This window comes from Streptomyces sp. NPDC060035 (assembly GCF_042736635.1).
In the GTDB taxonomy this organism is placed as follows: Bacteria; Actinomycetota; Actinomycetes; order Streptomycetales; family Streptomycetaceae; genus Streptomyces.
This window is the reverse complement of sequence record NZ_JBHWVO010000006.1, coordinates 186,086-211,903: the sequence shown is the minus strand read 5'-3', so window position 1 is coordinate 211,903 and position 25,818 is coordinate 186,086. Positions and strand designations below refer to the sequence as shown.

The window sequence follows — 25,818 nt, the reverse complement described above, 5'->3', positions numbered from 1 at the left end:
CGGTTCCGGGTGTGGCGGCCAGGGATGGGGGCATCCGTTCCGCCATGACTGCAGAGGCGGATAGTAGTGCACAACACAGAAGCTGGGGCCGTCTTGCGCTGCGCGTGCTGGTGCTCGCCGTGGCGTTTTTGAGCCTTGTGGCGTTCTCCGTCGTGCTGGCCCAGGTGACGCTGACGCCGTCACCGGCGTCCGAGGGCATCGTGACATCGAACCTGCAGCCGGGTCGGTCACTGCGGCAGTACGCGCAGGACTACACCTTCCTGGCCGCCTGCAAGCAGGCGGGAGGCAACCTGCTGCTCGGTGCGCCGTTCGGTGTTCTGCTGCCGATTCTGGTGCCACGCCGGCTGCGGATGATCCGGATGGTCCTGCTGACCGTGCTGGTCATGGCGGTCGTCGAACTCACGCAGGGGGCGCTCGTCGCAGGGCGGGCCTTCGACATCGACGACGTGATCCTCAATACGTCCGGCGCGCTGCTCGGTTACGCGCTGGTGGGGCGGCGGATCAGCCACCGTTACCACGCCCTTTCCGACGCGCCGCCCGCAAGGGACACGGCGACGACGAAACCCACGAGGAAGACCGCGGCCCGGACCGGCGCCAAGAGCAGGGCCGGTGCCAGGACCGGGGGCGGTACGGGGAGCAAGGCCGGCATCAGGACGTCGGCCGGCGCCAGGGCGAAGACGGGTACCAAGAGCAGGGCCGGCGCCAAGGCCGGGTCCGCCAAGGCCCTTTCCCGCCGGAGCGCGTCCGCGTCGGCTGCCCGCGGACGCGCCCTCATCGACCGGTTGTGGAGCCGTCGGCCGGGCCGGGGCGGGGGAGCGCCCGGAGCCGGCCGACGTGGAACCTAGAGCGCCGGGTAGGCGTTCTTCATGAGCTCCTGGAACTGGGCCGAGAACCACTTGCCGGAGAGCGGGGCGTCGGGCAGCGCCCCGGACAGGTTGTTGCCGTTGCGGACGTTACCGGTGTAGGTCGGGTCGCACATCCGGTCGAAGCCCTTGCCCTCGTTGTTCGGGATCTCCTTGCTGGCGCCGTCGGACTCCCCCGGGGGCTTGATCCAGACGTACGCGTCGATGCCCGCCGCGGGCGCCGCCTGCGGCCGTTCGCCGAGACCGGCTCCGGACTGGTTGCACCAGTTCCCCAGGTGGATGCGCCGGTCGTACCGGCCGCCGTTCACGTAGGTGTCGACGCTGGTGGTCGCGCCCGGTCCGGTCGGCCGGTTCGCGCCGCCCCAGCCGTTCCGGGACGTGTCGATCAGCATGCCGATGTCGGAGTTGAAGCCGACCGAGACCAGCTTGTTGCGGAAGGCCTGAGCGTAGGACTGCTCGTCCGTGTACCGGTTCCAGTCGACCCACTTCGACTGACGTACGGACGTGCCGTTGACGGAGTCGTCGATGGAGAAGTGGTCCTCCGTCGTCGCGCCGTAGTTGGCCGTGTTGGTGATGAAGCCGTGCACGTCGTTGACGGTCGCACCCTCGGTCGTCGCCGCCTCCTTGAAGAGGTCGGCGGACGGGCCGAAGTTGTCGTCCCAGCCGATCCAGCCGTGGTGCCCCGCGTCGATGTAGTTGTAGACGTTGGGCGCGTCGCCGAGCTTGTTGAGCGCGTAGCCGACGCCCTTCTGGTAGTTGCCGTTGGCCTTCATCACGTCGCAGGCCGGGGTGGCGGTGGGCCGGCTGCCGGCGTTGGTGACAAGGTTCGGCAGCGAGTCGATCTCGACGGTGGTGACGATGCGCAGGCCCGCGTACTTCGAGTCGGCGAGGATGGCCGCGATCGGGTCGATGTACTCGGTCTTGTAACGGCCGATCTCCGTGGGGCCGAGCTCACCGTTGGAGGCGAGAGCCGAGCAGTCACGCCCGGGCAGGTTGTAGATGACGAGCTGGACGACGAGTTCGCCGGAGCCCTTCTGGGTGAGGGCTTCGTCCAGGTGGTCACGCAGGCCCATTCCGCCGTTGGCGCCTTCGATGGCGGCGATGCGGTCGAGCCAGACACCCGTCGGCTGGTTGGAGATCCGGCTGCCGCCCGGTTCGGCGGCGGCGTTGGCCGACCACTCCGGGTTCACATAGACCTTGGCGCCCTGGTACGGGTTGTTGGCACGGCTGCCCGCGGGCGGATCGGTGGGCGGGTCCGTCGGGTCCGGCGGGTCGGTGGGCGTTGTGCCACCGTTGCAGGTGACACCGTTCAGCTTGAAGGTCGCGGGAACGACACTGTTTCCGCTGCCGGTGGCGTTGAACCCGAAGGAGGTGGAGGCTCCGGTGGCGAGTGCGCCGTTGTAGGAGAGGTTCTTGGCTGTGACTGCAGTGCCGCTCTGCGACACGGTGGCGTTCCAGCCCTGGCTGACGCGCTCACCGTTGGCGAAGGACCATTCGAGCTGCCAGGTGGAGATGGCGTCACCCGTGTTGGTCACGCTCACGGCGGCCGTGAGTCCGCCGTTCCACTGGTTCTGGATCTTGTAGTCGACGGTGCATCCCGCCGCGGCGGCGGCAGAGGCCCCGAAGGGTACTGCCGCGGCGGCGGTGCCGGCAGCTGCGGCGACGAGTGCGCCCGCCGCTATGAGTGCCGTTCGTGATCGGTGCAGGGTGGTGCGGCTCGTGCGGCTCATACGAATTCCGTTTCCTCAACTGTCGAGGGCGCGCAGATGATCGCGCAGCCCGATTCCGTACGGGGTGGGGGTACCGTCGTAGTCGCTGATCAAGGACGGACCCGTGGAGCAGTCCCAGGCGTTCCAGGTCCATCCGAGGTAGGAGAGTCCGCGGTCGTCGAACCACTGCATGACCCGGTCGGCAAAGCCGTGGGAGCAGGTGTTCTCGCCGATCTCGCCTGCGACGAGGGGGACTTCGGCGGCGACCGGTGCGAGCGTGGACTTCCAGCAGTCCTCGTTCGCGCAGACGTTGACGTTGTAGACATGCCGTGCGGCGGCGAGATTGCCCGCCGGGTCCTGGGGCCGGTGCTGGAGCCATTGGCCCAGGTCGTTGGAGTAGGCGAGTCCGCCGGCCAGGACAAGATTCCGGGCGCCGGTCTCCCGTACCGCGTCGACGAGGTCCTGCATTCCGGCGACCTCGTCACTGGTGCCGGGACAGTTGCCGCCGTCCCGCCAGCAGGTCCAGGCCTGCTCGACGGAGGGGGTGGCGCGGTCGGGGTAGGGCTCGTCGAAGGGGTCGAACACCACGGTCGGATCGTCCTTGAGGACCGAGGCGACAGAGGACCAGAAGTCCGGTGTGTACTGCGAGTTGGGCATCGGCTTCTGGCAACTGGCGTGCAGATCGGAGCAGCCGGCCAAGTTTCCGGTGTACTGCCCCCAGGTCCGGTGCAGTTCGATCATGGGTGTCATGCCGTGCTCCCTGACCCGTCGGACCAGGCTCTTCACGGCGCTGATGTAGTTCTCGCCCGCATACCGCGGGTCTATGGTGTCCAGGCCCAGCCAGCACTCCTCGTTCAAAGGGATACGGACGGTGTTGGCGTTCCAGTCGGCGATCGCCTGTATGGAGGCATCGTCGACCGGGCCGTCGAAGATGCCACGGCCCTGCACGCACATGACTTCGCCGCCGGAGCGGTTGACGCCGAGCATGCGGCGGGTCGCGCCGTTCTCGTCGACGAGCTTGTTGCCGGAGACCGTCAGTAGGGGAGGTTCTCCGGCAGGGGTGGGCGGTTCGGCCGGATCGGTGGGATCGGTCGGATCCGGGTCGGGATCCGCGTTGCAGAGCGTGCCGTTGAGCCTGAACGCACCGGGCGTCGAGCCGGACCCCGCACCGGAGGCCAGGAAGCCGGCGGTGATGCTCGCGCCGTTCGCGAGCGTTCCGTTCCAGCTCTCGCTCGCCGCGGTGACGGCACTGCCCGACTGCGACCACCGGGCGTTCCAGCCCTGAGTCACTGTCCGGTTCCCGGGCAGGTCGAAGCCGAGGCTCCAACCACTGCTTGCTGCACCCAGGTCGGTGAGCGTGACGGAACCCTGGAAGCCGCCGTCCCACTGACTCACAGTGCTGTATTCCACCGTGCACGCAGGGGCGGATCCGGAAGCCGTCACCATGGGTGCGGCAACTGTGCCGGCCGTGGCGAGCACTGCTCCGAGGAGCAGCCTGTACAGGTGCGATAAGTGCGGGGGGTGTCGCATGAGCGACTCCTTGCAGATCGGGCGTGCCCCCTACGGCACGTCGACTGAATGGAACCGCTCCCACTGGTGTGGCTTGACGTTAGAGCGTCAAGTGGTGTCGGTCAACACACGCGTTCTCATCTCTCGCTATCGAAATAATTCGACTCTTCAAGTCTCTTGACTCCCTTTTTCCTCGTCTCCATGCTGGGAGCGCTCCCACTGGTTCAAGGCTTGTGTTCAACCCCGCTTGCCCCCCATATTGCCGAGCCGCGAGGAGGAACCCGCGCATGCCATCGGGAAGCGCACGAAGCAGATGGTTACCAAGAAGATCCGCCAGAACCGGAGGCGGATCCAGACGGTTGTGGACGGCAATCGTCGCCGCACTCGCTCTCCCACTGGGCATGACCGCCGCTGCCGGCACCCCGGCCCAGGCCGCAGCCGTTCAGTGCAGCGTCGACTACAAGGCCAATGACTGGGGATCCGGCTTCAGTGCCGAACTCACCGTCACCAACCGGGGCTCCGCCGCGATCGACGGCTGGACCCTGACCTACGCCTACACGGGCAACCAGCAGCTCACCAACGGCTGGAACGGCACCTGGTCCCAGTCCGGGAAGAACGTCACGGTCAAGAACGCCGCCTGGAACGGTGGCATCGCTGCCGGGGCCGCGGTCACGACGGGCGCACAGTTCAGTTACAGCGGCACCAACGCCGCCCCGACCTCCTTCGCCGTCAACGGCACGGTCTGCGCGGGCGCCCATCAGGCGCCGATCACTGTTCTCACCTCTCCGGCGGCGGGCGCCGTCTTCACCGCCGGCAATCCCGTACCACTGGCTGCCACCGCGGCGGCAGCGGACGGGGCTGGGATCAGCAAGGTCGAGTTCTACGACAACACGACGCTGCTCGGCACCGATACCACGTCCCCCTACACCTACAGCGCCCAGGGGCTCGCGGCCGGCAGCCACTCCGTGTACGCCAGGGCCTACGACAGCCTCGGCGCCTCCTCGGAGTCGACCCCGGCGGGCATCACCGTCACGGCCGGCCCCGTCGTCGTCGCGACACCGGCCCAACTGGGGGTCCAGCAGGGCAAGTCCGGTACTTTCGACGTGAAGTTGTCCACCCAGCCGGCGGCCAACGTCACCGTCACGGTGGCCCGGTCCGCAGGCAACTCCGGGCTGAGCGTCAGCAGCGGAGCGAGCCTCACCTTCACTCCGTCGAACTGGTCCACGGCCCAGAAGGTGACCGTCTCGGCCGACGCCTCCGGCACCGGAGCCGCGACGTTCACCGTGACGGCGGCCGGCCACGGCAAGGCCGAGGTCACCGTCACCCAGCTGGCAGCGGCGAAGGAGTACGACGCCCGCTTCCTCGACCTGTACGGGAAGATCACCGACCCGGCGAACGGCTACTTCTCCTCGGAGGGCATCCCCTACCACTCCGTCGAGACGCTGATCGTCGAGGCCCCCGACCAGGGGCACGAGACGACGTCGGAGGCCTACAGCTATCTGATCTGGCTGCAGGCGATGTACGGGAAACTGACCGGGGACTGGACGAAGTTCAACGGTGCGTGGGCCACCATGGAGAAGTACATGATCCCCACGCACGCCGACCAGTCCACGAACTCCTTCTACAACGCCTCGAAGCCCGCCACCTACGCGCCCGAGCACGACACCCCGAACGAGTACCCGGCGGTCCTCGACGGGTCGGCGGCCTCCGGATCGGACCCGATCGCGGCCGAGCTGAAGAGCGCGTACGGCACCGACGACATCTACGGCATGCACTGGATCCAGGACGTCGACAACGTCTACGGATACGGCAACACGCCCGGGAAGTGCTCGGCCGGTCCCAGCGAGACCGGACCGTCGTACATCAACACCTTCCAGCGCGGACCGCAGGAGTCGGTCTGGGAGACCGTCACCCACCCGACCTGTGACAACTTCACCTACGGCGGCGACAACGGCTATCTGGACCTGTTCACCGGAGACGCCTCGTACGCCAAGCAGTGGAAGTTCACCAACGCCCCGGACGCGGACGCCCGTGCCGTGCAGGCCGCCTACTGGGCCGATGTCTGGGCCAAGGAGCAGGGCAAGTCGAGCGAGGTCGCGGCGACCGTCGGCAAGGCGGCGAAGATGGGTGACTATCTGCGCTACTCGATGTTCGACAAGTACTTCAAGAAGGTCGGCAACTGCGTCGGCCCGACGACCTGCCCGGCCGGCAGCGGCAAGGACAGCGCGCACTACCTGATGTCCTGGTACTACGCCTGGGGCGGTGCCACCGACACCTCGGCGGGCTGGGCCTGGCGTATCGGCTCCAGCCATGCCCACGGCGGATACCAGAACCCCATGGCCGCCTACGCACTGAGTGCGTCGGCCGACCTCAAGCCCAAGTCGGCCACGGGGCAGCAGGACTGGGCCAAGAGCCTGGACCGGCAGCTGGACTTCTACCAGTGGCTCCAGTCCGACGAGGGCGCCATCGCGGGCGGTGCGACCAACAGCTGGAAGGGCAGTTACGCTCAGCCGCCGGCCGGTACACCGACCTTCTACGGCATGTACTACGACGAGAAGCCCGTCTACCACGACCCGCCGTCCAACCAGTGGTTCGGCTTCCAGGCGTGGTCGATGGAACGCGTCGCCGAGTACTACCACGAGTCGGGCGACGCCCAGGCCAAGGCCGTGCTCGACAAGTGGGTCGACTGGGCCCTGTCCGAGACGACCATCAACCCGGACGGCACCTACCTCATGCCGTCCACCCTCAAGTGGTCGGGCGCGCCCGACACCTGGAACGCGTCAAGTCCCGGTGCCAATGACAGCCTTCATGTCACCGTCGCCGACTACACCAATGACGTCGGAGTGGCAGGTGCCTACGCCAGGACCCTGACCTACTACGCCGCCAAGTCCGGTGACACCGAGGCGAAGACCACGGCCGAGGCGCTGCTCGACGGCATGTGGGGCCACTACCAGGACGACGCCGGTGTGGCGGTGCCGGAGACCCGCGCCGACTACAACCGGTTCGACGACCCGGTGTACGTCCCCAGTGGCTGGACGGGCGCCATGCCCAACGGCGACACCGTCAACAACGACTCGACCTTCCTCTCCATCCGCTCCTTCTACAAGGACGACCCGAACTGGCCCAAGGTGCAGGCCTATCTGAACGGCGGAGCCGCACCGGTCTTCACCTACCACCGGTTCTGGGCGCAGGCCGACATCGCACTGGCTCTGGGGGCGTATGCCGATCTTCTGGAGTGAGTGACCCGGCACCGTGAGGTCCCGGCCGTCGGCCGCACAGCCGACGGCCGGGATCACGCCCACCCGGGGAAGTGTCCCGTGTAGTTCTCGGCGAACTCCGCCGCCGCATGCGGGGAGCTCGCGATCCTGTGGAGCTGCGCGAGCTGGAGACGGGTCTCGAAGGCGCTCTGTGCCGGATCGGTGTGGAGGGTCGTCGTCATGAAGTACGAGAAGTGCTCGGCCCGCCACACCCGTCGCAAGCACGTCTCGGAGTAGGCGTCGAGCGGCTCGCAGGAGCCGGTCTCCTCCAGATGGGCGAACGCACGGGCGAGCACGACGACATCGGCGGCGGCGAGGTTCAGCCCCTTCGCGCCGGTGGGGGGCACGATATGCGCCGCGTCCCCGGCGAGGAACACCCGTCCGTGACTCATGGGCTCGGTGACCTGACTGCGCATCGGCAGCACGGACTTGGCCGTGATGGGCCCCCGCTGCAGCTTCCGGCTTCCCGCCGAGGCCAGACGGAGGTCGAGCTCGTCCCAGATCCTGTCGTCGGACCAGGCGGCAGGATCCGCTCCGTTGGGCACCTGGAGGTACAGCCGGCTCACGGAAGGCGAGCGCATGCTGGCCAGCGCGAAACCACGTGCCGAGTGCGCATAGATCAACTCGTCGTACACCGGAGGCGCGTCGGCAAGGATGCCCAGCCAGGAGTACGGATAGGTCCGGGCGTACGACTGCAGTACGCCCTCGGGGAGGGACCGCCGGGTCATGCCGTGGAAGCCGTCGCAGCCGACCACGTAGTCGCACGCCAGCGTCTGCTCGGAGCCCCCGTGCCGGTACCTGATCACCGGCCGGTCCGTATCCGCACCTGTCACGGATACCGCCTCGGCCTCGAACAACAGCGGTGGCCCGTCGGCGAGTTGCAGTTCGATCAGATCCTTGACGACCTCCGTCTGTGCGTACACCCACACCCGGCTGCCACCTGTCAGTGCGGGGAAGTCGATGCGATGGGACCGTCCGTCGAAACGCAGCTCGATGCCGTCGTGCGCGATTCCCTCCCGGTCCAGACGTGCGCCCGCCCCGCTCGCACGCAGGGCGTCGACGGCGCTCTGCTCCAGGATTCCGGCCCGCTGACGCTGCTCGGCGTAGGCACGGTCGCGGCTCTCCAGCACCACACAGTCGATGCCGTGCCCGTGCAGCAGCCGGGCCAGGAGCAGGCCTGCCGGCCCCGCCCCCACGATGGCGACACGTGTACGGCGAGGGAGGGGCGACGCAGTGTCCACAGATGTTTTCCCTTCCCGAAGGGGTGCGGTGCGGCTCACGTACGAAGACTGGTCGCTGAGGGGGAGGACGACAAGGGCTCCGGTCGGCACCCGTTCGGTCCCCGGCCGATTGCCGGGGAGGCGCCACGAGCCCAGCGTGGGACCCAGGCTGTACGTGGCGAAGCCGTACGGATCACCGGCCGAGGAGAAGCGACATGGCTGACGGACAGTGGAGCCCGGGGCGGACCGCAGGGCACCCGGAGGAATTCCTGCCCGTCCTGGACGTCATCGAGCCGACGCGCCAGCGCCGGCTCACCGTCCTGCTGCGACTGCTCCTTCTGCTTCCGCACTTCATCGTGCTGTTCTTCCTGCACATCGCCGCTGTGCTCACCGTCATCGTCGGCTGGTTCGCCGCCCTGTTCCTGGGGAGGCTGCCCGAGCCGGTCTTCCGCTTCCTCGCCGAATATCTCGGCTACCGCATGCGGGTGGCCGCATCCGAGATGCTGCTGATCGACCGGTACCCGCCGTTCGCCCTGACCCCGCCGCCGGATTACCCGGTACAGATCGAGGTACGGCCCACCGACCTGAACCGCCTCGCCGTCTTCTTCCGGCTGATCCTGATGATCCCGGCCGCCGTCGTCCAGAGCCTCGCCATGTCCGGCTGGTGGGTGCTGTCCTTCCTCTGGTGGCTGATCACGTTGATCCTGGGCCGGATGCCCCGGCCCCTCATGGAAGCGACAGCGGCGACCCTGCGCTTCCAGATGCGCTTCATCGCCTACGCACTGATGCTCACCCCGGCCTACCCCAAGGGCCTCTTCGGTGACGAGGACCTCTCCGTGGGCCAGCGGCACACGCGCACGCTGACCAGACCCCTGATCGTGAGCGGGGCGGGGAAGGCGCTGCTGGTGCTCTTCCTCGTCCTCGGGATCATCGGCGGCATCACGGCATCGTTCACGACACCGGAGGACGACGGCAGTACCGACTACGGCATGCACCGGCAGTAGGGTCGCCCGCGCCGTTCCCCGACAGGCATGATCACGCGATGAGTCGACTCCCCGTACAGGATCTGGCGTAGTCGCGGAGCCGGGTGGACTGAAAGGGCCGGACCGGGCCACACGTAAAGCATGACGTCCACAGACGTAAGGACAGACAGCGCCGGGGATCCCGACGGCAACAGCGCCCGCCACCCCGCCCGCAGGCGGGGATGCCTGACAGCGGCCGGTCTGTGTGCCGCGGCGATTGTCCTGCTGCTCCTGGGTACCCGGCTCAGCCTTCTGCCGGGGCTGGGTGACATCTTCGGCGAGGAGACCACGGACCGCTCGGGCCCCGCGGTGCTCAAGTCGATCCAGGACATGAGCGCGTACGAGGCGGCCTCCGGCAACTTCCAGGTCGTCGTCGATCTGGAAAAGGACGCCAAGTACCTGCCCGACGCCGTACGCGGCACCCGGACCCTCTACGTGGGCGCGGGCACCGTCGGCGCCTTCGTGGACCTCGGCAAGGTCACCGAGAACGGGGTCGTCGTCAACGAGGACCGCACCACGGCCGAACTCCGGCTGCCGCACGCGGTGCTGGGCAAGCCCGCCCTGGACCCGGACCGCTCCTACGCCGTGTCCAAACAGCGCGGGCTCCTCGACCGGCTCGGTGACTTCTTCTCCGACAACCCCGGAAGCGAACAGGCGGTCAACAAGCTGGCCGCCAAGCACATCGGCGAAGCGGCCAAGGAGAGCGGACTCACCCAGCGAGCAGAGAAGAACACCACCTCCATGCTTCAGGGGCTGCTCGGCTCACTCGGCTTCGACACGGTCACCGTGCGCTACACCGACCCGCCCGCCTGAGGTACCCCCCGCCCGCAACGGCGAACGCGACTGCGGCATACTCAACAAAGTGATCAGTCACATTGTTGACCAAGGATCGGGGAGATGGCCATGACTGCTGCCGAAACCACGGAACGCTTCAGAGCTGCCGTGGAGAAGCGTGATCTCGCTGCACTGGACGGTCTGTTCACCGAGGACGTCCGTTTTTTCAGCCCGGTGAAGTTCACCCCCTTCGAGGGCAAGGCGATGGTGCTCGGTCTCTTCGGCGTGCTCCTGCGGACGTTCGAGGACTTCCGCTACATCGGGCACTTCGAGGGCGAGGCGCTGACCAGTGCGGACGACCTGAAGGTCCCTTCGGAGATTCTGCTCTTCAAAGCGTCCGTGAGCGGCAAGGAGATCCACGGGATCGACCTGCTCCAGTTCGACGGGGAGGGCCGGATCCAGGAGTTCACCGTGATGGTCCGTCCGCTGTCCGCCGTCCAGTCCCTGAGTGCGGCGGTTCTTGCGGGACTGGTGGCCGACGGGCTCGTACCTGATCCGGCCGGCAGCTGAGGGATCAGGGTCCCGGCATCGAATCCTGGTGTCGTGTCCGGGGCCCTGACGGCATGGCGTGATCGCGCAGCGCGATCGGACCGTTACCCTTCGTCAGGCCGCACGGCCGGCCGTCGGCACACGAGGGGACCTCTCAATGAACCGTATCCGCACCGCACTTGCGACTGTCGGCGTCGCCGCAGGACTGCTGTCAGCACCTGCAGCGAGCGCCGCACCCCATGACGAGCGGCCGTCGTCGACGACGGTCCGCCATGAAGCCTGCACCGGCGAATTCCGCGGGGATGCCCGAATGGGGCCCAAGTGGCTGCCGAACAGGGACCAGGCGCCCGTGGGCCCGCTGCTCAAGGGGTACAAGCGGACGGGATCCCTGTCGCCGTCCGCGTTCTTGAAGAAGTACTGGGAAGGCCCCGCCGACACCGGCAGCTGGAAGTACCCGCCCAACGACGGCTTCGCCGAAGTCAACGGCGAGACCGACAAGCAGCCGGCGAAGCTGCGCCCGGGCCAGCGCCTGGACCGTTTCGGCTCCGAGTACGGCAGCTACCTCGCGCCGGCCGGTGATGCGTACGCCGAGCGAGCGCTGCCTCCGCAGAACCTCAACACCCGTGACGCCGCCGTCCCCTGCGACTACCGGGTCTACAAGGTCGCCAAGCCGTTCCGGGTCTGGCAGGGCAGCATCGCCCCGTGGTTCGAACAGCCCGGCGGCGGTCAGCAGATCAAGCTCGACGCGGTCTTCCTCGACCCGGGCGCGGGGGAGCGGCTGAACGTGAAGTGGCTGCTGGACCACGCCTATCTCACCCCCGCGGGCGCGTAACCACCGCCCCATGGAACGCCACGCACTGCGGGCGGCGCTCGCCGGGGCAGGGGTCGCCGACGGCTACTACCGCATCGAGGGCGTCCATGAACCGGTTCCCACACCTTCGGACTTCCTGTATCTGAGGAGGGCGCCCGACGGGGTGTGGGAGACCGGGGCGTACGAACGCGGCACGTACGAGGTCCTCGCCCGGCACCCGGACGAGGAAGCAGCCTGCCGACACCTCCTGCATCTGCTCCTGTGAGGCTCGCCTGCGGGAGGTTTGCCGGAACGGCAAGATCCCTTGCCCGTTGTGCGTCTGCGCCGAATGATCGTGACGCAGGACGACACCGGGATCCAAGGAGGACGTATGCCGCAGCCCACCCCCTCGCCCGAACCCTCCAGGTCCGTTCCCGGGGCTGTCCACCGGCTGGTGGACGTCCCTGGCGGCCGGATCCATCTGATCGAACAGGGCACCGGCCCCCTGGTCCTCCTGGTCCACGGCTTCCCGGAGACTTCGTACTCCTGGCGCCACCAGCTGCCGGCGATCGCCGCGGCGGGCTTCCGCTCGGTCGCCATCGACGTACGCGGCTACGGACGCTCGTCGGCCCCCGCGCCCGTGGACGCCTACCGGATGACGGCCCATGTCGCCGACAACGTCGGAGTCGTACACGCATTGGGCGAGGAGACGGCGACGGTCATCGGCCACGACTGGGGCTCGCCCATCGCGGCGAACAGCGCGCTGCTGCGCCCCGACGTGTTCACCGCCGCGGGGCTGCTCAGCGTTCCCTACGCCCCGCGGAGCGGAGTACGGCCGACCGACGGCTTCGCCCGCATCGGCGGCGGCGACGAGTTCTACGTCAGCTACTTTCAGGAACCCGGCCGCGCCGAGGCGGAGATCGAGCCCGACGTACGAGGGTGGCTCGCCGGGTTCTATGCCTCGCTCTCGGCGGACACGATGCCACCGCCCGGCAAGGACAGCGTCTTCTTCGTGCCCCCGGGCGCACAACTGCGCGACCGCTTCACGGCCGATCGGCTGCCGTCGTGGCTCACGGAGGCCGACCTCGACGTGTACAGCGGCGATTTCGAGAGGACCGGCCTGACCGGCGCACTCAATCGCTACCGGAACGTCGACCGTGACTGGGAGGACCTGGCGGCCTGGGACGGAGCACGGCTCACCCAGCCCTCGCTCTTCATCGGCGGAGCCCTGGATGCCTCCACCACCTGGATGGCCGAGGCGATCGCGCAATACCCCACCACGCTTCCGGGCCTGGTCTCCTCGCACATCCTTGAGGGGTGCGGACACTGGGTCCAGCAGGAACGCGCCACCGAGGTCAACGCCCTGCTGACGCAATGGCTGCGAACGGTCGACGGAGGGCAGTAGGACGCCGTCAGCAGACCGGGCCGGGCGACGCCGCGGTGGCCGTGAGCAGATCCCGTACGAGATCGAAATCGATGCGCTCCGGTGTACGGAAGCGAAGGCACCCCTTGCCCATGTCCTGACCGGCCAGCCGGGTCTCGAACGCCTCGCGGACGTCGCTGCGCAGCAGATAGAAGGAGACGTACCGCTTCTGGCTCGCGAAGCCGATCTCGAGGGTGCCGTTCCGCTCGTAGCCAGGCATTCCGTACGCCATCACTTCGGTGAACCCCTTGAGCTCGTCCCGGCACAGCTCGCGCAGCCGGGCCAGAGCCGCCCGGCGCTCCGGCTCGAGCTCGGCCAGATACTGATCCACATGCACTGCGTCGCTCTGTGCCATACGGACATGCTAATTCCGCCCCGCTCACCCGGCGGAGCCCGTGAAGGAGCCCCACTCGCTCCGGCCGCGTGTCGAAGGCTGTGCACCGCACGCACACCGGCCATGGTGGTCAAATGAACAGTGCAGGCATTCTCGCCGATGCGTTCGGGCGCATCCATGAAACGGTGCACGCCGCGGTCGAGGGTCTCGCGCCCGGCGAACTCAACGCACGGCTGGACGAGGACGCGAATTCGATCGCCTGGCTCGTGTGGCACCTCACCCGCATCCAGGACGACCACGTCGCCGACGCGGCAGGGACCGAGCAGGTCTGGTTCTCCGAGGCCTGGGCCTCCCGCTTCGAACTGCCCCTCGCCAAAGGGTCGACCGGGTACGGCCACAGCAGCGCGCAGGTGGCGTCCGTGCAGGTGGCTTCGGCGGACCTGCTCCTCGGCTACTACGACGCCGTGCACGAGCGGAGTCTGACCTTCATCCGCGAGCTCGACGACCGGGCCCTGGACCGAGTCGTGGACGAGTCCTGGTCGCCGCCGGTGACCCTCGGCGTGCGGCTGGTCAGCGTCATCGCCGACGATCTGCAGCACGCAGGTCAGGCGGCGTTCGTCCGTGGCTCGCTGGAGCGCGGGTAGGGAACACCGGCCACGGTGCGTGCGTAGTGCCCCGGACTCGTGCCGACCACGCGCTTGAAGTGCCGGGAGAAGTGGGACTGGTCGTAGAAGCCCACCGATGTGGCCACGTCGGGCGAGGGCATCCCCGCGAGCAGCAGGCGCCGGGCCAGATCCACGCGGCGCCCCGTCAGATACTGGTGCGGAGCCATGGCGAACTCCTTGCTGAACGCCCGTACCAGATGGGTGTGGTGGGCGTGCAGCCGATCCGCCGCCTCCCGCAGCGTCATGCCTTCCACGAAGCGAGCGTCGAGCAGATCGCGGAGCTCGTGCGCGATCCGGCGGTCGTGGGGTGACGGCGGCGCCCCGAGCTGTCCGCGCAGATGCTGCGCGAGGCGTTCGGAGACGAGCGCGAGACGGCTCTGGGCCTCCAGCTCGTCACCGGGCCGCTCGAGCGTCCGGTGGAGCTGGTGGATGCGGCGCCGCAGCGGTGGATCGTGCAGCACGGGGCGGTCGACGGCCCTGCCGATGAGGTCTGCTTCGATCTGCGCGGTGCTGAGGTAGATCACGCGCTTGCGGAATCCTGCAGGGGTCGCCGCGCCACCGTTGTGCGGGATGTGGGGAGGCAGCAGCGTCACCACCGAGCTGGGTGCCCCGTGCTCGTGGCGCTCCAGGTCGTAGCGGACCACGCCTTCGTCGACGATGAGCAGCGTCCAGGCGTCGTGCGTGTGCATGGGGTAGGCGTGGTCGGCGAAGTGCGCGTGAAAGACCTCGTCGATTCCCTCGACCTGCGGACGCCATGCGGTGATGTCCGGAGGGGCAGCCATGGAGGAAGCGTACAAGAGCGATCCGGCCGGTCAGCCGTGCAAAGTTCGTACAAGACGGCCGGCGGCCCGGCTTGGCAGGCTGCTCGGCATGACCGATGACAGCGCACCCGTACGCTTCGATACCAAGATCGCCGTTCTCCTCCGTGACGACCTGCAGACCTGGCAGCGCCTCAACGTCACAGCGTTCCTCGTCAGCGGCCTCGGTACGCAGGCACCGGAGGTGATCGGCGAGCCGTACGCCGACGCCGACGACACGCCGTATCTGCCCATGTTCCGACAGCCCGTCGTCGTCCTCTCCGGCTCGAAGGAGTTGCTGACGACTGCGCACACCCGGGCGCTCGGCCGGGGCGCCACCATGGCCGTGTTCACCTCCGACCTTTTTGCGACCGGCCACGACGAGGCCAACCGGGCTGCCGTCCGGGCCGTGCAGCCGGACGCCATGGATCTCGTGGGACTGGCTGTGTACGGGCCGCGCAACGCAGTGGACAAGATCCTCAAGGGTGCCTCGATGCACCCCTGACCGCCGGCAGCATCCCGCTGTCACCGAACGGATACACACGGGCACACCTGTGCGAGTGAGGGTCTCCGGTGTCATACTCGAATCAGTCCGCTTGACAGGCTTGTCACTGTCCCGAAAGGCGACGCGTCATGAACTGGGCATCGTGGACTACCTGCGGTGTCTTCGCGGGATCCGGCGGAGTTCGCACCGAAGAGGTAGGCGTCGTGAGCGGTGATCTGACCGTACACACGACATGGTCCGACGGGCAGGCAGAGGTGGCCGTGCAGTACAGCGGCGCCTCGGACTGGTTCACACTGGCCGGCAGTCCGGTGCCGTGCCCATCCGAAGAAGCCAGCCGCTATTTCCATCAGCAGATCGTCGAGGCGGTACGCGCCGGGGACGGAGCGACAGTTCCGGTTTCGGGCGCCGTGGAGTGATCCACACCGCTCACCGCTCCCCGAAGCGACGTACGAACCGCCGCTGCCAGGGAGTCTCCACAGCCCCCGGGTGATAGTGCCGGCGGACGTAGGCGACCGCCTCGTCCGCCGGAACTCCGTCCAGGACTGCCAGACAGGCCAGGGCGGTACCGGTCCGGCCCCGCCCTCCTCCGCAGGCGACTTCGACCCTGTCCACCGCCGCGCGCCTCCATGCCTCTGCAAGCACGCTCCGAGCCTCCTGCCCGTCGGCGGGGAGCCGGAAGTCGGGCCAGCGCAGCCACTGTGACTCCCAGGGGACGGCCGGCGGCCGTCGGCCCAGGAGATGCACCGCGAAGGTCGGCTCCGGGCCCTCGGGCAGAGGGCGTCGCAGACCGCGGCCGCGGACCATTCGGCCCGACGGAAACCGGACCACGCCGTCGGCGTCAGCACTCCATGTCCCGGATGCCACAGTCATCAGGTCAGTCCTTTGCGTCGAGGTCCTGGGCGAGCAGGGCGGCCAGCTCTTCCACGGCCTCCTGCGCGCCGTCGCCGACGGCGGACAGCTCCATCCGGTCGCCGTGCTGAGCTGCGAGGGCGAGCACCGAGAGCATGCTCCGCGCGTCGACCGGATCGCGGCCGTCCCGCGCGACGGTCACCTTGACCGGCAGTCGCGTGGCCGCCTGCACGAACAGCGAGGCCGGACGGGCGTGCAGCCCGCTGCGGGAGCCGACGGCGACAGTGCGCTGGTACATGGGTTCACTCCTGAGGGGTGGGAAGAGAGTTACGGGGCCGTGCGGTTCAGACGGCGACGGGGGTCTTGGGCTCGTCGGCCACCGGCGCCGCCGCCTCCCCGCTCCGGCGCAGGCCCTTGAGGGTGACGACCAGAGCAGCGGCCACCGCTGTGCCTGCTGCGATCGCCAGCAGGTAGAGGAACGGCCGGCCGATCAACGGGACGACGAAGGCACCGCCGTGCGGGGCGCGGAGCGTGCAGCCGAACGCCATCGACAGCGCACCGGTGACCGCCCCGCCGGCCATCACCGACGGGATCACCCGCAAGGGATCGGCCGCGGCGAACGGGATCGCCCCCTCGCTGATGAACGAGGCGCCGAGTACCCATGCGGCCCTGCCGTTCTCCTGCTCGGCCCGGGTGAACAGCCTGCTGCGTACGGTGGTGGCGAGTGCCATCGCCAGCGGCGGGACCATGCCGGCCGCCATCACCGCGGCCATCACCTTGAGACTGCCGGGCGTCGGATCGGCCAGGCCACCGACCGCGAAGGCGTACGCCACCTTGTTCAGCGGGCCCCCCATGTCGAAGCACATCATCAGGCCGAGGACGACGCCCAGGATGACCGCGTTGGAGCCCGAGAGTCCGTTCAGCCAGTCGGTGAGGGCCTGCTGGAGCGAGGCGATCGGTTTTCCGACCACGATGAACATCAGGAACCCGACCGCCACGGAGGCGATCAGGGGGATCACCAGCACGGGCATGATGCCCCGCAGGGTGCGGTGGACCTTCACCCGTTGGATCGCCATCACGACGGCACCGGCGAGCAACCCGGCGACCAGGCCGCCCAGGAATCCCGCGTTGACGGTGAGGGCGATGGCGCCGCCGACGAAACCGGGGACGAGCGCGGGCCGGTCCGCCATCCCGTACGCGATGTAGCCGGCCAGCACCGGAACGAGGAAGCCGAAGGCGGCACTGCCGATCTGGTTGAGCAGGGCGGCCCAGCTGTCGGCCTCGCCCCAGACGAAGTGGTCGGCGACCGAAGCGGCGTTCGCGATCCCGTAGCCGCCGATCGCGAACGACAGGGCGATGAGGAGCCCGCCGGCCGCGACGAACGGAACCATGTAACTGACACCGGACATCAGGTAGGTCCGCAGCCGGACACCGACGTGAGCCGAAGCACCGTGGGAGGTGCCGGTGTTGTCCGCGGCGGCGGTGTCCTCGGCTGCGTCGGACATCCCGCCGGTCCCGCCGCGGCCGGCCTTGCGCCGGGCCTCGGCGATGAGTTCGGCGGGCCGGTTGATCCCGGCCTTCACCCCGACATCGACAACCGGCTTGCCGCCGAACCGGGCCTTCTCACGCACTTCGACATCGTGAGCCCAGATGACCGCGTCCGCCGAGGCGATAACGGCCGGGTCCAGCCGCTCGAACCCGGCAGAGCCCTGTGTCTCGACACTGAGCACGCAACCGTCGGCGAGCGCCGCTGCCTCCAGCGACTCGGCGGCCATGTAGGTGTGCGCGATACCGGTGGGGCAGGACGTGACGGCGACGATCCGGAACGGCTCATCCGGTACGGCACCGGCCGTCGTTCCCCCGCCGGACGGTTCCGTGACGTCCGGAGCGTTCCCGGTGTCCGGGGCGTCCGGGGCGGGCGCGGGGAGCCGCTCGCCCCGGATCAGGGCCGCGGCCGCGGCAGGATCCCGCTCCGCACGCAGCGCGCCGGTGAATGCGGGGTCCATCAGCCGTCGTGCCAGGCTCGACAGGATGGTGAGGTGGTCCTCGTCCGCGCCGGTCGGCGCCGCTATGAGAAAGACCAGATCCGCAGGACCGTCCGCAGCGCCGAAGTCGATGCCCTGCTCGCTGCGGCCGAAGGCCAGAGAGGGCTCGGCAACGTGCTCACTGCGGCAGTGCGGAATGCCGATGCCACCGTCCAGGCCGGTCGGCATCTGGGCCTCACGGGCCGCCACGTCGGCGAGAAAGCCGTCGAGGTCGCTCACGCGGCCGGCTGCCACCATCCGTTCGGCCAGTGAACGGGCGGCGGCGCTCTTCGTCTCGGCGGACAGATCGAGGTCGACCAGTTCCGCGGTGATCAGCTCACTCATCGCGGGGCTCCTTGCTCGGGGACCGTCCTGTGGACGGTTCGGGGGACGTGGGGCGGGGCGTCGTACGGGTGGGCAGGTCTGCGGCCGTCATGGGGCCGGCTCCGTCAGGGCGAGGTCCATGGGGATGTCCGCGGTCGTGACGACCGCGGAAAGATCGAGATCGGCCGGAGTGGGCATGACGCTTCCCGGTAGTTGCACGGCCGCTGCGCCGTGCGCCACCGCGGCGGCGAGCGCCGACGGGCCTGATCCGTCCGCGGCCAGGAAGCCCGCGAGGGAGGCGTCTCCCGCGCCGACGTTGCTGCGGACGGCAGCCACCGGCGCGAAGCCGAAGTACGCACCGGAGCTGCCCACCAGCAGCTGTCCGTCGGCGCCCAGACTGGCCAGGACCGACCGTGCCCCGAGCTCGCACAGCTCCTGCGCAGCCTTGAGGGCATCGCCGACCGTCGCCAGCGGACGGCCGACAGCCTCGGCGAGTTCCTCAGCGTTCGGCTTGATCACGTCAGGCCGTTCCGCCAGCGCCGCGACCAGCGCCGCGCCGGAGGTGTCGAGGGCGATCCGGGTACCGGCGCGGTGGCTGCGGGCGACCAGTTCGGCGTACCACTCGTGCGGCAGTCCCCGCGGCAGACTGCCGCAGCAGGCGATCCAGTCCGCGTCCGCGGACCGCGTCCGTACCGTGTCCAGCAGGTTCTCCGCCTCGGCCGCGGTGATCTCGGGTCCCGCCGCATTGACCTTGGTGAGCGTGCCGTCGGGCTCGACGAGCGTGATGTTGATACGGGTGCTGCCGGCGATCGGCACGCCGACGGCCTCGATGCCGTGCTCGCCGAGAAGCTGGGCCAGCACGGCACCCTCCGGCCCGCCCAGCGGCGCGACGGCAGCCGTGCGGTGTCCGGCGGCAGCGACCGCACGGGAGACGTTGACTCCCTTGCCGCCAGGATCGACGCGGTCGGAAGTGGCCCGCAGGACGGCTCCGCGGGTGAGTCCCGTCAGCTCGTAGGTGCGATCCAGGCTCGGATTCGGGGTGACGGTGAGGATCATGCGCGTACTACTTCCGTGCCCCGGCTCTCGATGGCCCGGGCGTCCTCAGGGCTGAGCCCCGTATCGGTGATGAGCAGGTCGACATGGGCGAGGTCGCCGAAGCGCGCGAAGTGCTCCTGGCCGAACTTGCCCGAGTCGGCGAGGAGTACCACCCGGCGGGCCGCAGCGATCACCGCGCGCTTCACCGCGGCCTCGGCCAGATCCGGGGTCGTCAGGCTGCCCCTGGCAGAGAAGCCGTTGGTGGCGAGGAAGACGACATCGGCGTTGATCTCGCTGTACGCGCTCAGCGCCCAGGCATCGACGGCGGCTCGGGTGCGGTGCCGCACCCGGCCACCGACAAGGTGCAGCGAGATTCCGGGATGGTCGGCGAGGCGGGCTGCCACGGGCAGCGCGTGGGTGACCACGGTGAGGGCGGAGTCGAGCGGAACCGCGGCGGCCAGCCTGACCGTCGTCGTCCCCGCGTCGATGATCACGTTGCCGTCGGCGGGGAGTTCTCCCAGTGCGGCTGCGGCGATGCGGTCCTTTTCGTCGGCGGCCACGGTGTCGCGCTCCGCGAGGCCGGGCTCGAAGCCGAGCCGCCCGGCAGGAATGGCACCGCCGTGCACCCTGCGCAGGAGTCCCGCCCTGTCGAGAGCCTTGAGGTCACGCCGGACGGTCTCGGCGGTGACCTGGAACTCCTCGGCCAGGGAGAGCACATCGACCCGGCCGCTCTCGCTCGCCAGGCGGAGGATCTCTTGCTGCCGCTCCGGTGCGTACATGTGGTTTCGTATCCGTTTCATGCCCGAGTCTGTTGTTTCACCGGCAGACTACGACTGCACCTCGGGAAAGTAAACACATTCGGACGAGATGTGGGCATGAACGGACTTCGAGGCGAACGAGCGCGGGGAGGGGGTCGCTCAGTCGGCGCGACGGGCCCCATGGGTCAGGGGGCGCGCGAGCAGCGGCACCCCGAGAACCTGATGTCCGCCACTTGCGACCATGCGTACTTCGCCCCGCTCGCTGATCTCGGCGCGCACAATTCCCGTCTCGTCCTCGTAGACCGGGTAACCGCCCGCTCCCGAGCGCGCGGTGATGCGCACGACGACGACATCGTCCGTGGCGCCGGTCGCCTGGAAAATCAGCTCGTAACTCTCCGGGTAATCCATGAGGAGCCTCCCGACCGGGAACCGGCAGAGACCGGCCGCCCGTCACATCCATTGTTTCCCACCGGCGCGCCCGGCGCTTCAGGAGCCGAGGGCGGAGTGACCCTCTGTTATTCGGGATGCGGATTCGGTGAGCCGGGGTGACCATCATCTGCAAGGGACCGGATGCGTGCTGACACCCTCGCACGGCCGCCCGTGTCGCCAGGCTTACTGCCGGCGCGATCGGACTTCGTCGGCGCGGGGCCGTGTGCTCCCGGCCGCCCTGTGGAGAGGAACTGCCGTGCTGATGGCCAATCCCGCAACGCTGCGGAATCTCGTCGAGCGCTACGAGACATTGCAACGCGCCCACGCACGGCTGGGGACCTCCGAGAGCAGCCGCCATCTCGAGGACATCTCCTACACCCTCTGCGTCACCACCGGAACCCGGACCGTGGCGGACGCGCTGGCCGCAGCGGAGGCCCGGTTGCGTGCTGTCCCGTCCACAGGTTCGGTGCTCTCGGTGGCGGAACCGTCCGAGGTTCAGCTGACGGCCTGACGCCTGCACAGAGTCCGCACGGATGACGTCGGTTCCCGTGAACCGGCGTCATCCGCGTGTTCCGCTGCGTGGAGAGCTTTACGCTGGCCGGCCGCCGGGCTCCTGGGTCCCGGTCACGACCCGTGTACCCGGGTGGCAGAGGGCACACAGGAACGCAACGGCCAGGGCGGCGGCCATGCAGTAGAACACCCACTGATTCGCCTGCGCGAAGTCCATGCGGATGGCGCCCATGGAGTCCCGCATGACCTCGGCGACCTTTCCCTCGCCGGACGGCTGCCGCGCGTCACCGTTGCCCGTGACGGCCTCGGCGACACTGCGGGCAGCGTCCTGTGCCGCCGCGTCCGACAGTCCCGCGGAGCGCAGCGTCGTATCCACACGGTTGGTGGTGACATGGGTGAGTACGGTGCCGAACACTGCCAGGCCGACACTCGCCGCGAAGTTCCGGACCGTCTGCGTGATCCCGGTGACCTCGCCGTACGAGGCACCGATCGCCCGGTTGACCGCGTCGGTCGAGGCGGGTGCCAGCAGCAGGCCGATGCCCGCGCCGGCCATGGCCGCGTACGGCCACTGGTCGTGCATCGACAGCGTGGTCAGCTTTCCCGCCCACAGGGCGAAACCGACGGCACCCAGCGCCGTGCCGAGCTTCAGCGCCGGCCGGGCACCGCGGCGGTCGAGGATGCGGCCGCCCCACTGCGACGCGATGCCGAAGCCGATGAAGAAGTACAGAAGGTAGAGCGCCGCCTGATTGGGTGACGCGCTGAGCGAGACCTGTGCGTAGACGGAGGCGAAGAAGAACACCGGAACGAAAGCCAGCATGGAGAAGAACAGCACGGCGGCATCCACGGCGAACGCGCGGTCCCGGAAGACCTGGAGCCTGATGAGCGGATACCGCGTACGCAGTTCCAGCCGGCAGAACAGTGCGAGCACGAGAAGGCCGCCGATGATGCACACCCACGTGACGGCGCTGCTCCAGCCCCAGCCGGCCGCCTGCTGGAAGCCGAGCACCGTCAGACCCATACCGGCTGCCATCAGGACGGCCCCGGGCACATCGAGGGGTTCGCGATGCGACCGGTCAGGGATGCGGGCCAGGAGCGTCAGCACGATGGCGATCACGGCTACCGGCACGTTGATCCAGAAGATCGAGCGCCAGGTCCAGGAGGTGAGCCAGCCGCCCAGTACGGGGCCGACGGCGGTGAGCGCTCCGGAGAGGCCGAAGAACAGGGCCAGGGCCCGGCCGCGCCGTTCCACCGGGAACACCGCGATGACCACCGCGAGAGCGGCAGGGAACATCAGGGCCGCTCCGAAGCCTTGGGTGGCGCGGAAGGCGATGAGCCACGTCTGGGCAAGGTCCCCCGAGGGGACCGCTCCGCACAGTGCGGAGGAGATCACGAAGATGAGCGTGCCGGCCAGCATGACCCGGCGGTGCCCGAGGACATCGGCGAGCCGTCCGCCGAGGGCGAAGAACGCGGCCAGGGCCAGCAGGTAGGCATTGACGACCCACTGCATCCCGGAGGCCGACAGCCCGAGCTCATGGACGATGTCGGGGGCCGCGATGGAGACGACGGTCTGATCGATGAACGTCATCGAGACGGCGAAGAGCATCGCGGTGAGGGTCAGCGTTTGGTTCGGCGACGGGTTCCCCGGCGCTGCGGGAGCCGGATCGGATGCGTCCCCCGGGCGACGTGTTCTCATACGCGGAATTCTGGCTGCGACGGATCACCGGCGCATTCCGCTCGGGACCGCCCGCAGTAACTTGCCGGGGCGGCGGCCACGGGGCGGCCTGCCCCGCGGCCACGGCGAATGGGCGGAGGCGCACGGTCGATCGGGTGACAGGCGCCGGTCGGACAACATGACTGATCGTCGGGGCGGCTAGGCATGCGGTATGAGATTTGAGTCCCGACGTAACAAGACCGTTTCCGCGCGCACCCTCCGGCTCCGTGTCGTCGGCGCGCTGTGCGCCGTCCTTGCCTCCTCCTTGGTGACGGGTTGCGGGCAGGACAACGGTGACGAAACAGCCGCGGCGACCTCAGAGGCTGCCAAGGTGATTCCGAAGCAGACGACCACCCCGTACAAGAGCCCCTCCGGTACCGCGGCGCAGCTGACCGAGGAGCAGACCGGGCGCAAGGAACTGCTCTCGACCGTCAAGGTCACCTTCGACACCGCCGCCACGACGGCCGTGGGTGAGGTTTCCGGCGGCAAGCTGACCGACCTCGACCTCGAGGGTCTGGACGACGACAGCGACGAGAGCGCCAGCCCCACTGCGAGCGAAAGCGGCAGCCCCAGCCCGACCGGCAGCCCCAGCCCGACCGGCAGCCCGAGCCCGACCGGCAGCCCGAGCCCGAGCGGCAGCTCCGCGGGTCCGAAGTGGATCGCGGAAGTCGTGGAAGAGGACGGAACCGCACACACCGTAAGCATCGACGCGGTGTCGGGAGACGTGATCGACTCCGTCCCGGATGCCGACCAGAGCGACGCCGACAAGCAGGAGCTTGCCGACTGGGTCACCAAGGCGCAGCAGACGCCGCAGCAGGCGGCCAAGGTCGCCACGGACAAGCAGAAGGGCACGGTCACCTCGGTCAACCTGGATGAGAACGACAGCCAGACACTTGTCTGGCAGGTCGACGTTGTCACCGAGGACTGGAAGAGGACCACCTTCGACGTGGACGCGGCGAACGGCAAGATCCTCGACGAGGAAATCGACAACGACTGATCCCGACACGGCTGAGCCCGGCTAGGGGCTGTCCCGTAGGTGGCGGACCGCAATGCGGTCCGCCACCTATGTGCTTGTCCCTCAAGAGGGCATCGGAGGATCAGGGAGAGCCGTCAGCCAGAAATCGGGTGAAGCGAAGCCCTGGACGGCTGTCCAGGGTGATCCCACCGGCGAAGGCGAATCCGTTACGGGCCGGCACGGCCTGCGAACCCGCGTTGTCTCCGCCCTCAGGACGCTCAGGCCGTACTCGGCGAGTGCGAGCGCGCACACCTGCCGGACGGCCGAGGTGGCCAGGCCCCGGCCGGCTGCCCGCTCGGCGATCCGGTATCCGAGTTCGGCCGAACCGTCCGCGACACCGACGAGATTGACGCGGCCGAGCACGACGCCGTCGCTGTCCGCCACGATGTGGAAGTGATGCAGTCCTGCAGCCTGTTCGTCGAGCAGCTCGCCGTGACGTGTGTCGAACCCGGCGAAGCAGTCGTCGCCACGGTCCGGAACCGAGGCAGCGAAGTACGTGCGGTTCTCCTGCTCGAAGGCGAGCAGGCCCGGCGCGTGATCGGGACGAAGACGCTCAAGGACCGTCATGCGAGGACGCTATCGGGGCGTCGCCCCGCTCGCTGTTCCGGTCTTCTCGGCGCGGGGACGGGAACACGACGATATCCGTCACCCAGCACGGCTGAGGCTCGGATTCACGGGCACGGGCACCGAGTTCGGCCCGTCTCCACCCCCTACGCGACGTGCTGCCCGGCCAGGACCGTCTCGCGGAACGAAGAGACAACGGGCCGGAGGTCGACCCGGTGCCATGCAGCCCACAGGCCAACGGAGCGCTCGTACCAGGGAAGTTCGCGCACCACGACTCCGTCGGTACTGCCGCGCACCATGCTCTTCTGTACGAGGGCGAGGCCCAGGCTCGACGCGACCAGGCCCAGTGCGGTGAGCGGGTCGGCTGCGTCGAGGCGGATATCCGGAGTGAAGCCGGAGGCGACGCACGAGGCGAGGAACGAGTCGCGCCAGGCCGCGTCCTGGGAGTCGCCCACCGCGATCCAGGGTTGCCCGGCCAGGTCGTCGGGCGTCAACTCGTCCTTCCGCGCGAGGGGATGATCCGCGGGCACCGCAAGCAGCAAGGGGTCCTTCAGCAGCGCGGCGGTGTTCAGGTCCGGGTCGTCCTCCGGCGGGGGAGTGCGCACCAGCGCGATGTCGAGGCTTCGCTGCCGCAGGCCCTCGAACTGCTCGGCGGACTCCTGGTCGTACAGCGCAACGTGAATACCCGGGCGTTCCTCGCGCAGCGTCCGAAGGGCGGCGGGCAGGATGCCCGTGTGCATGGCGTCGGCAACGTATCCGATGCACAGCCCGCCCTCCTCGCCGCGGCCGAGACGCCGGCCGAGGTTCTCCAGCCGGTCCGCATGACGCAGCAGGGCGCGGGCCTCGGTCAGGAAGACGCGGCCGTCGGACGTCAGGCGGATCCGTTGCTGGCTGCGTTCGAAGAGGGCAAGGCCCAGATTCTTCTCCAGCAGTGCGATCTGTCGGCTGAGCGGTGACTGGGAGATGTGCAGCCGATCGGCGGCGCGACCGACGTGCTCTTCCTCGGCGACAGCCACGAAGTAGTGAAGAAGGCGCAGGTCAAGCATGTGGGACCTCGGGGGACTCAAGTGAGTCGAGGTAAGTCTTGGACAGTCTCATACCTGGATCCTAACCTCGAGAGCACAAGACGGATGGATGACGCATTCACGTGCTGATCAGCATTTGTCACCATCGATCATCGAC

26 protein-coding genes and 1 pseudogene are annotated in these 25,818 nt (G+C 68.7%); 13 read left to right on the top strand and 14 right to left on the bottom strand.

All coding sequences use genetic code 11. The features are described from left to right. Nucleotides 1-44: 44 nt before the first annotated feature. Complete coding sequence (locus tag ACFWBQ_RS12305) at nt 45-845, top strand: VanZ family protein (RefSeq protein ID WP_385486875.1); 801 nt, start codon at nt 45-47, stop codon at nt 843-845. On the opposite strand, the gene ACFWBQ_RS12300 is transcribed toward ACFWBQ_RS12305, so the two are convergent. Both ACFWBQ_RS12300 and ACFWBQ_RS12295 read right to left on the bottom strand, forming a co-directional pair. Then, nucleotides 842-2,593: a glycoside hydrolase family 6 protein gene (locus ACFWBQ_RS12300; RefSeq protein WP_385486873.1), complete on the bottom strand. Its 1,752-nt coding sequence runs from the start codon at nt 2,591-2,593 to the stop codon at nt 842-844. The genes ACFWBQ_RS12305 and ACFWBQ_RS12300 overlap by 4 nt on opposite strands. Nucleotides 2,594-2,608: 15 nt before the next feature. Further along, nucleotides 2,609-4,102, bottom strand: coding sequence for a cellulase family glycosylhydrolase (locus ACFWBQ_RS12295; RefSeq protein WP_385486871.1), 1,494 nt, complete (start codon nt 4,100-4,102; stop codon nt 2,609-2,611). Nucleotides 4,103-4,482: 380 nt separating this feature from the next. Between ACFWBQ_RS12295 and ACFWBQ_RS12290 the strand changes: the two genes are divergently transcribed. Continuing rightward, the gene (locus ACFWBQ_RS12290) at nt 4,483-7,320 is read left to right on the top strand and encodes a glycoside hydrolase family 48 protein (protein ID WP_385486869.1); all 2,838 of its coding nucleotides are present in this window, start codon (nt 4,483-4,485) and stop codon (nt 7,318-7,320) included. 53 nt (nt 7,321-7,373) lie between these two features. Here ACFWBQ_RS12290 and ACFWBQ_RS12285 read toward each other — a convergent pair whose 3' ends face one another. Beyond that, nucleotides 7,374-8,579 carry a 4-hydroxybenzoate 3-monooxygenase gene (locus ACFWBQ_RS12285; protein ID WP_385486867.1) on the bottom strand — a complete coding sequence of 402 codons (1,206 nt, stop codon included), beginning with the start codon at nt 8,577-8,579 and terminating at the stop codon, nt 7,374-7,376. Between the two features lie 194 nt (nt 8,580-8,773). Between ACFWBQ_RS12285 and ACFWBQ_RS12280 the strand changes: the two genes are divergently transcribed. From ACFWBQ_RS12280 to ACFWBQ_RS12255, 6 genes are all read left to right on the top strand, one after another. Then, on the top strand, nt 8,774-9,562 hold the full coding sequence (locus tag ACFWBQ_RS12280; protein ID WP_385486866.1) for a DUF4389 domain-containing protein: 789 nt from the start codon (nt 8,774-8,776) through the stop codon (nt 9,560-9,562). Between the two features lie 120 nt (nt 9,563-9,682). Beyond that, nucleotides 9,683-10,393 carry a DUF4230 domain-containing protein gene (locus ACFWBQ_RS12275; RefSeq protein WP_385486864.1) on the top strand — a complete coding sequence of 237 codons (711 nt, stop codon included), beginning with the start codon at nt 9,683-9,685 and terminating at the stop codon, nt 10,391-10,393. A 90-nt stretch (nt 10,394-10,483) separates the two neighbouring features. Beyond that, entirely contained in the window at nt 10,484-10,924 is a 441-nt protein-coding gene (locus ACFWBQ_RS12270; protein ID WP_385486862.1) for a nuclear transport factor 2 family protein, read from the top strand. A gap of 136 nt (nt 10,925-11,060) precedes the next feature. Next, nucleotides 11,061-11,735, top strand: coding sequence for a TNT domain-containing protein (locus ACFWBQ_RS12265; protein ID WP_385486860.1), 675 nt, complete (start codon nt 11,061-11,063; stop codon nt 11,733-11,735). 10 nt (nt 11,736-11,745) lie between these two features. Continuing rightward, nucleotides 11,746-11,979 (top strand): hypothetical protein, encoded by a 234-nt coding sequence (locus tag ACFWBQ_RS12260; RefSeq protein WP_385486858.1) that lies wholly within the window; start codon nt 11,746-11,748, stop codon nt 11,977-11,979. A 105-nt stretch (nt 11,980-12,084) separates the two neighbouring features. Next, nucleotides 12,085-13,098: an alpha/beta fold hydrolase gene (locus tag ACFWBQ_RS12255; RefSeq protein WP_385486856.1), complete on the top strand. Its 1,014-nt coding sequence runs from the start codon at nt 12,085-12,087 to the stop codon at nt 13,096-13,098. A gap of 7 nt (nt 13,099-13,105) precedes the next feature. Here ACFWBQ_RS12255 and ACFWBQ_RS12250 read toward each other — a convergent pair whose 3' ends face one another. After that, nucleotides 13,106-13,471, bottom strand: a complete 366-nt coding sequence (locus tag ACFWBQ_RS12250; protein ID WP_385486854.1) for an iron chaperone — start codon at nt 13,469-13,471, stop codon at nt 13,106-13,108. 113 nt (nt 13,472-13,584) lie between these two features. On the opposite strand from ACFWBQ_RS12250, the gene ACFWBQ_RS12245 reads away from it, so the two are divergent. Beyond that, complete coding sequence (locus tag ACFWBQ_RS12245; RefSeq protein WP_385486852.1) at nt 13,585-14,094, top strand: DUF664 domain-containing protein; 510 nt, start codon at nt 13,585-13,587, stop codon at nt 14,092-14,094. On the opposite strand, the gene ACFWBQ_RS12240 is transcribed toward ACFWBQ_RS12245, so the two are convergent. Continuing rightward, complete coding sequence (locus tag ACFWBQ_RS12240; RefSeq protein WP_385486850.1) at nt 14,055-14,897, bottom strand: AraC family ligand binding domain-containing protein; 843 nt, start codon at nt 14,895-14,897, stop codon at nt 14,055-14,057. The two genes, ACFWBQ_RS12245 and ACFWBQ_RS12240, sit on opposite strands and share 40 nt — an antisense overlap. Before the next feature lie 88 nt (nt 14,898-14,985). Between ACFWBQ_RS12240 and ACFWBQ_RS12235 the strand changes: the two genes are divergently transcribed. After that, nucleotides 14,986-15,417 carry a DUF2000 family protein gene (locus ACFWBQ_RS12235; protein ID WP_385486848.1) on the top strand — a complete coding sequence of 144 codons (432 nt, stop codon included), beginning with the start codon at nt 14,986-14,988 and terminating at the stop codon, nt 15,415-15,417. 128 nt (nt 15,418-15,545) lie between these two features. Beyond that, a complete protein-coding gene (locus ACFWBQ_RS12230) occupies nt 15,546-15,833 on the top strand; it encodes a hypothetical protein (protein WP_385486846.1) in 288 nt (95 codons plus the stop codon). A 10-nt stretch (nt 15,834-15,843) separates the two neighbouring features. Here the strand turns inward: ACFWBQ_RS12230 and ACFWBQ_RS12225 are convergent, their stop codons facing one another. The 6 genes from ACFWBQ_RS12225 to ACFWBQ_RS12200 form a co-directional block, all read right to left on the bottom strand. Then, a complete protein-coding gene (locus ACFWBQ_RS12225) occupies nt 15,844-16,287 on the bottom strand; it encodes a protein-tyrosine phosphatase family protein (RefSeq protein WP_385486844.1) in 444 nt (147 codons plus the stop codon). A gap of 4 nt (nt 16,288-16,291) precedes the next feature. Next, entirely contained in the window at nt 16,292-16,564 is a 273-nt protein-coding gene (locus tag ACFWBQ_RS12220) for an HPr family phosphocarrier protein (RefSeq protein WP_385486842.1), read from the bottom strand. A 46-nt stretch (nt 16,565-16,610) separates the two neighbouring features. Further along, nucleotides 16,611-18,635: a fructose-specific PTS transporter subunit EIIC gene (locus ACFWBQ_RS12215; RefSeq protein WP_385486840.1), complete on the bottom strand. Its 2,025-nt coding sequence runs from the start codon at nt 18,633-18,635 to the stop codon at nt 16,611-16,613. A gap of 87 nt (nt 18,636-18,722) precedes the next feature. Further along, a complete protein-coding gene (pfkB, locus tag ACFWBQ_RS12210) occupies nt 18,723-19,670 on the bottom strand; it encodes a 1-phosphofructokinase (protein WP_385486838.1) in 948 nt (315 codons plus the stop codon). Then, nucleotides 19,667-20,428, bottom strand: a complete 762-nt coding sequence (locus ACFWBQ_RS12205) for a DeoR/GlpR family DNA-binding transcription regulator (RefSeq protein ID WP_385487185.1) — start codon at nt 20,426-20,428, stop codon at nt 19,667-19,669. The genes pfkB and ACFWBQ_RS12205 overlap by 4 nt, the downstream gene beginning before the upstream one ends. A gap of 138 nt (nt 20,429-20,566) precedes the next feature. Next, nucleotides 20,567-20,815 (bottom strand): DUF6296 family protein, encoded by a 249-nt coding sequence (locus ACFWBQ_RS12200; RefSeq protein WP_385486836.1) that lies wholly within the window; start codon nt 20,813-20,815, stop codon nt 20,567-20,569. A 277-nt stretch (nt 20,816-21,092) separates the two neighbouring features. Here ACFWBQ_RS12200 and ACFWBQ_RS12195 point away from each other — a divergent pair, with 277 nt between their 5' ends. Further along, the gene (locus ACFWBQ_RS12195) at nt 21,093-21,347 is read left to right on the top strand and encodes a DUF5133 domain-containing protein (RefSeq protein WP_385486834.1); all 255 of its coding nucleotides are present in this window, start codon (nt 21,093-21,095) and stop codon (nt 21,345-21,347) included. 78 nt (nt 21,348-21,425) lie between these two features. Here ACFWBQ_RS12195 and ACFWBQ_RS12190 read toward each other — a convergent pair whose 3' ends face one another. Next, the gene (locus ACFWBQ_RS12190) at nt 21,426-23,039 is read right to left on the bottom strand and encodes an MFS transporter (RefSeq protein ID WP_385486832.1); all 1,614 of its coding nucleotides are present in this window, start codon (nt 23,037-23,039) and stop codon (nt 21,426-21,428) included. 190 nt (nt 23,040-23,229) lie between these two features. On the opposite strand from ACFWBQ_RS12190, the gene ACFWBQ_RS12185 reads away from it, so the two are divergent. Further along, a complete protein-coding gene (locus ACFWBQ_RS12185) occupies nt 23,230-24,054 on the top strand; it encodes a PepSY domain-containing protein (RefSeq protein WP_385486830.1) in 825 nt (274 codons plus the stop codon). A 100-nt stretch (nt 24,055-24,154) separates the two neighbouring features. Here ACFWBQ_RS12185 and ACFWBQ_RS12180 read toward each other — a convergent pair. Continuing rightward, a pseudogene (locus ACFWBQ_RS12180) lies at nt 24,155-24,639 on the bottom strand (GNAT family N-acetyltransferase). A gap of 143 nt (nt 24,640-24,782) precedes the next feature. Then, nucleotides 24,783-25,682 (bottom strand): LysR substrate-binding domain-containing protein, encoded by a 900-nt coding sequence (locus ACFWBQ_RS12175; RefSeq protein ID WP_385486828.1) that lies wholly within the window; start codon nt 25,680-25,682, stop codon nt 24,783-24,785. Nucleotides 25,683-25,818: the final 136 nt, after the last annotated feature.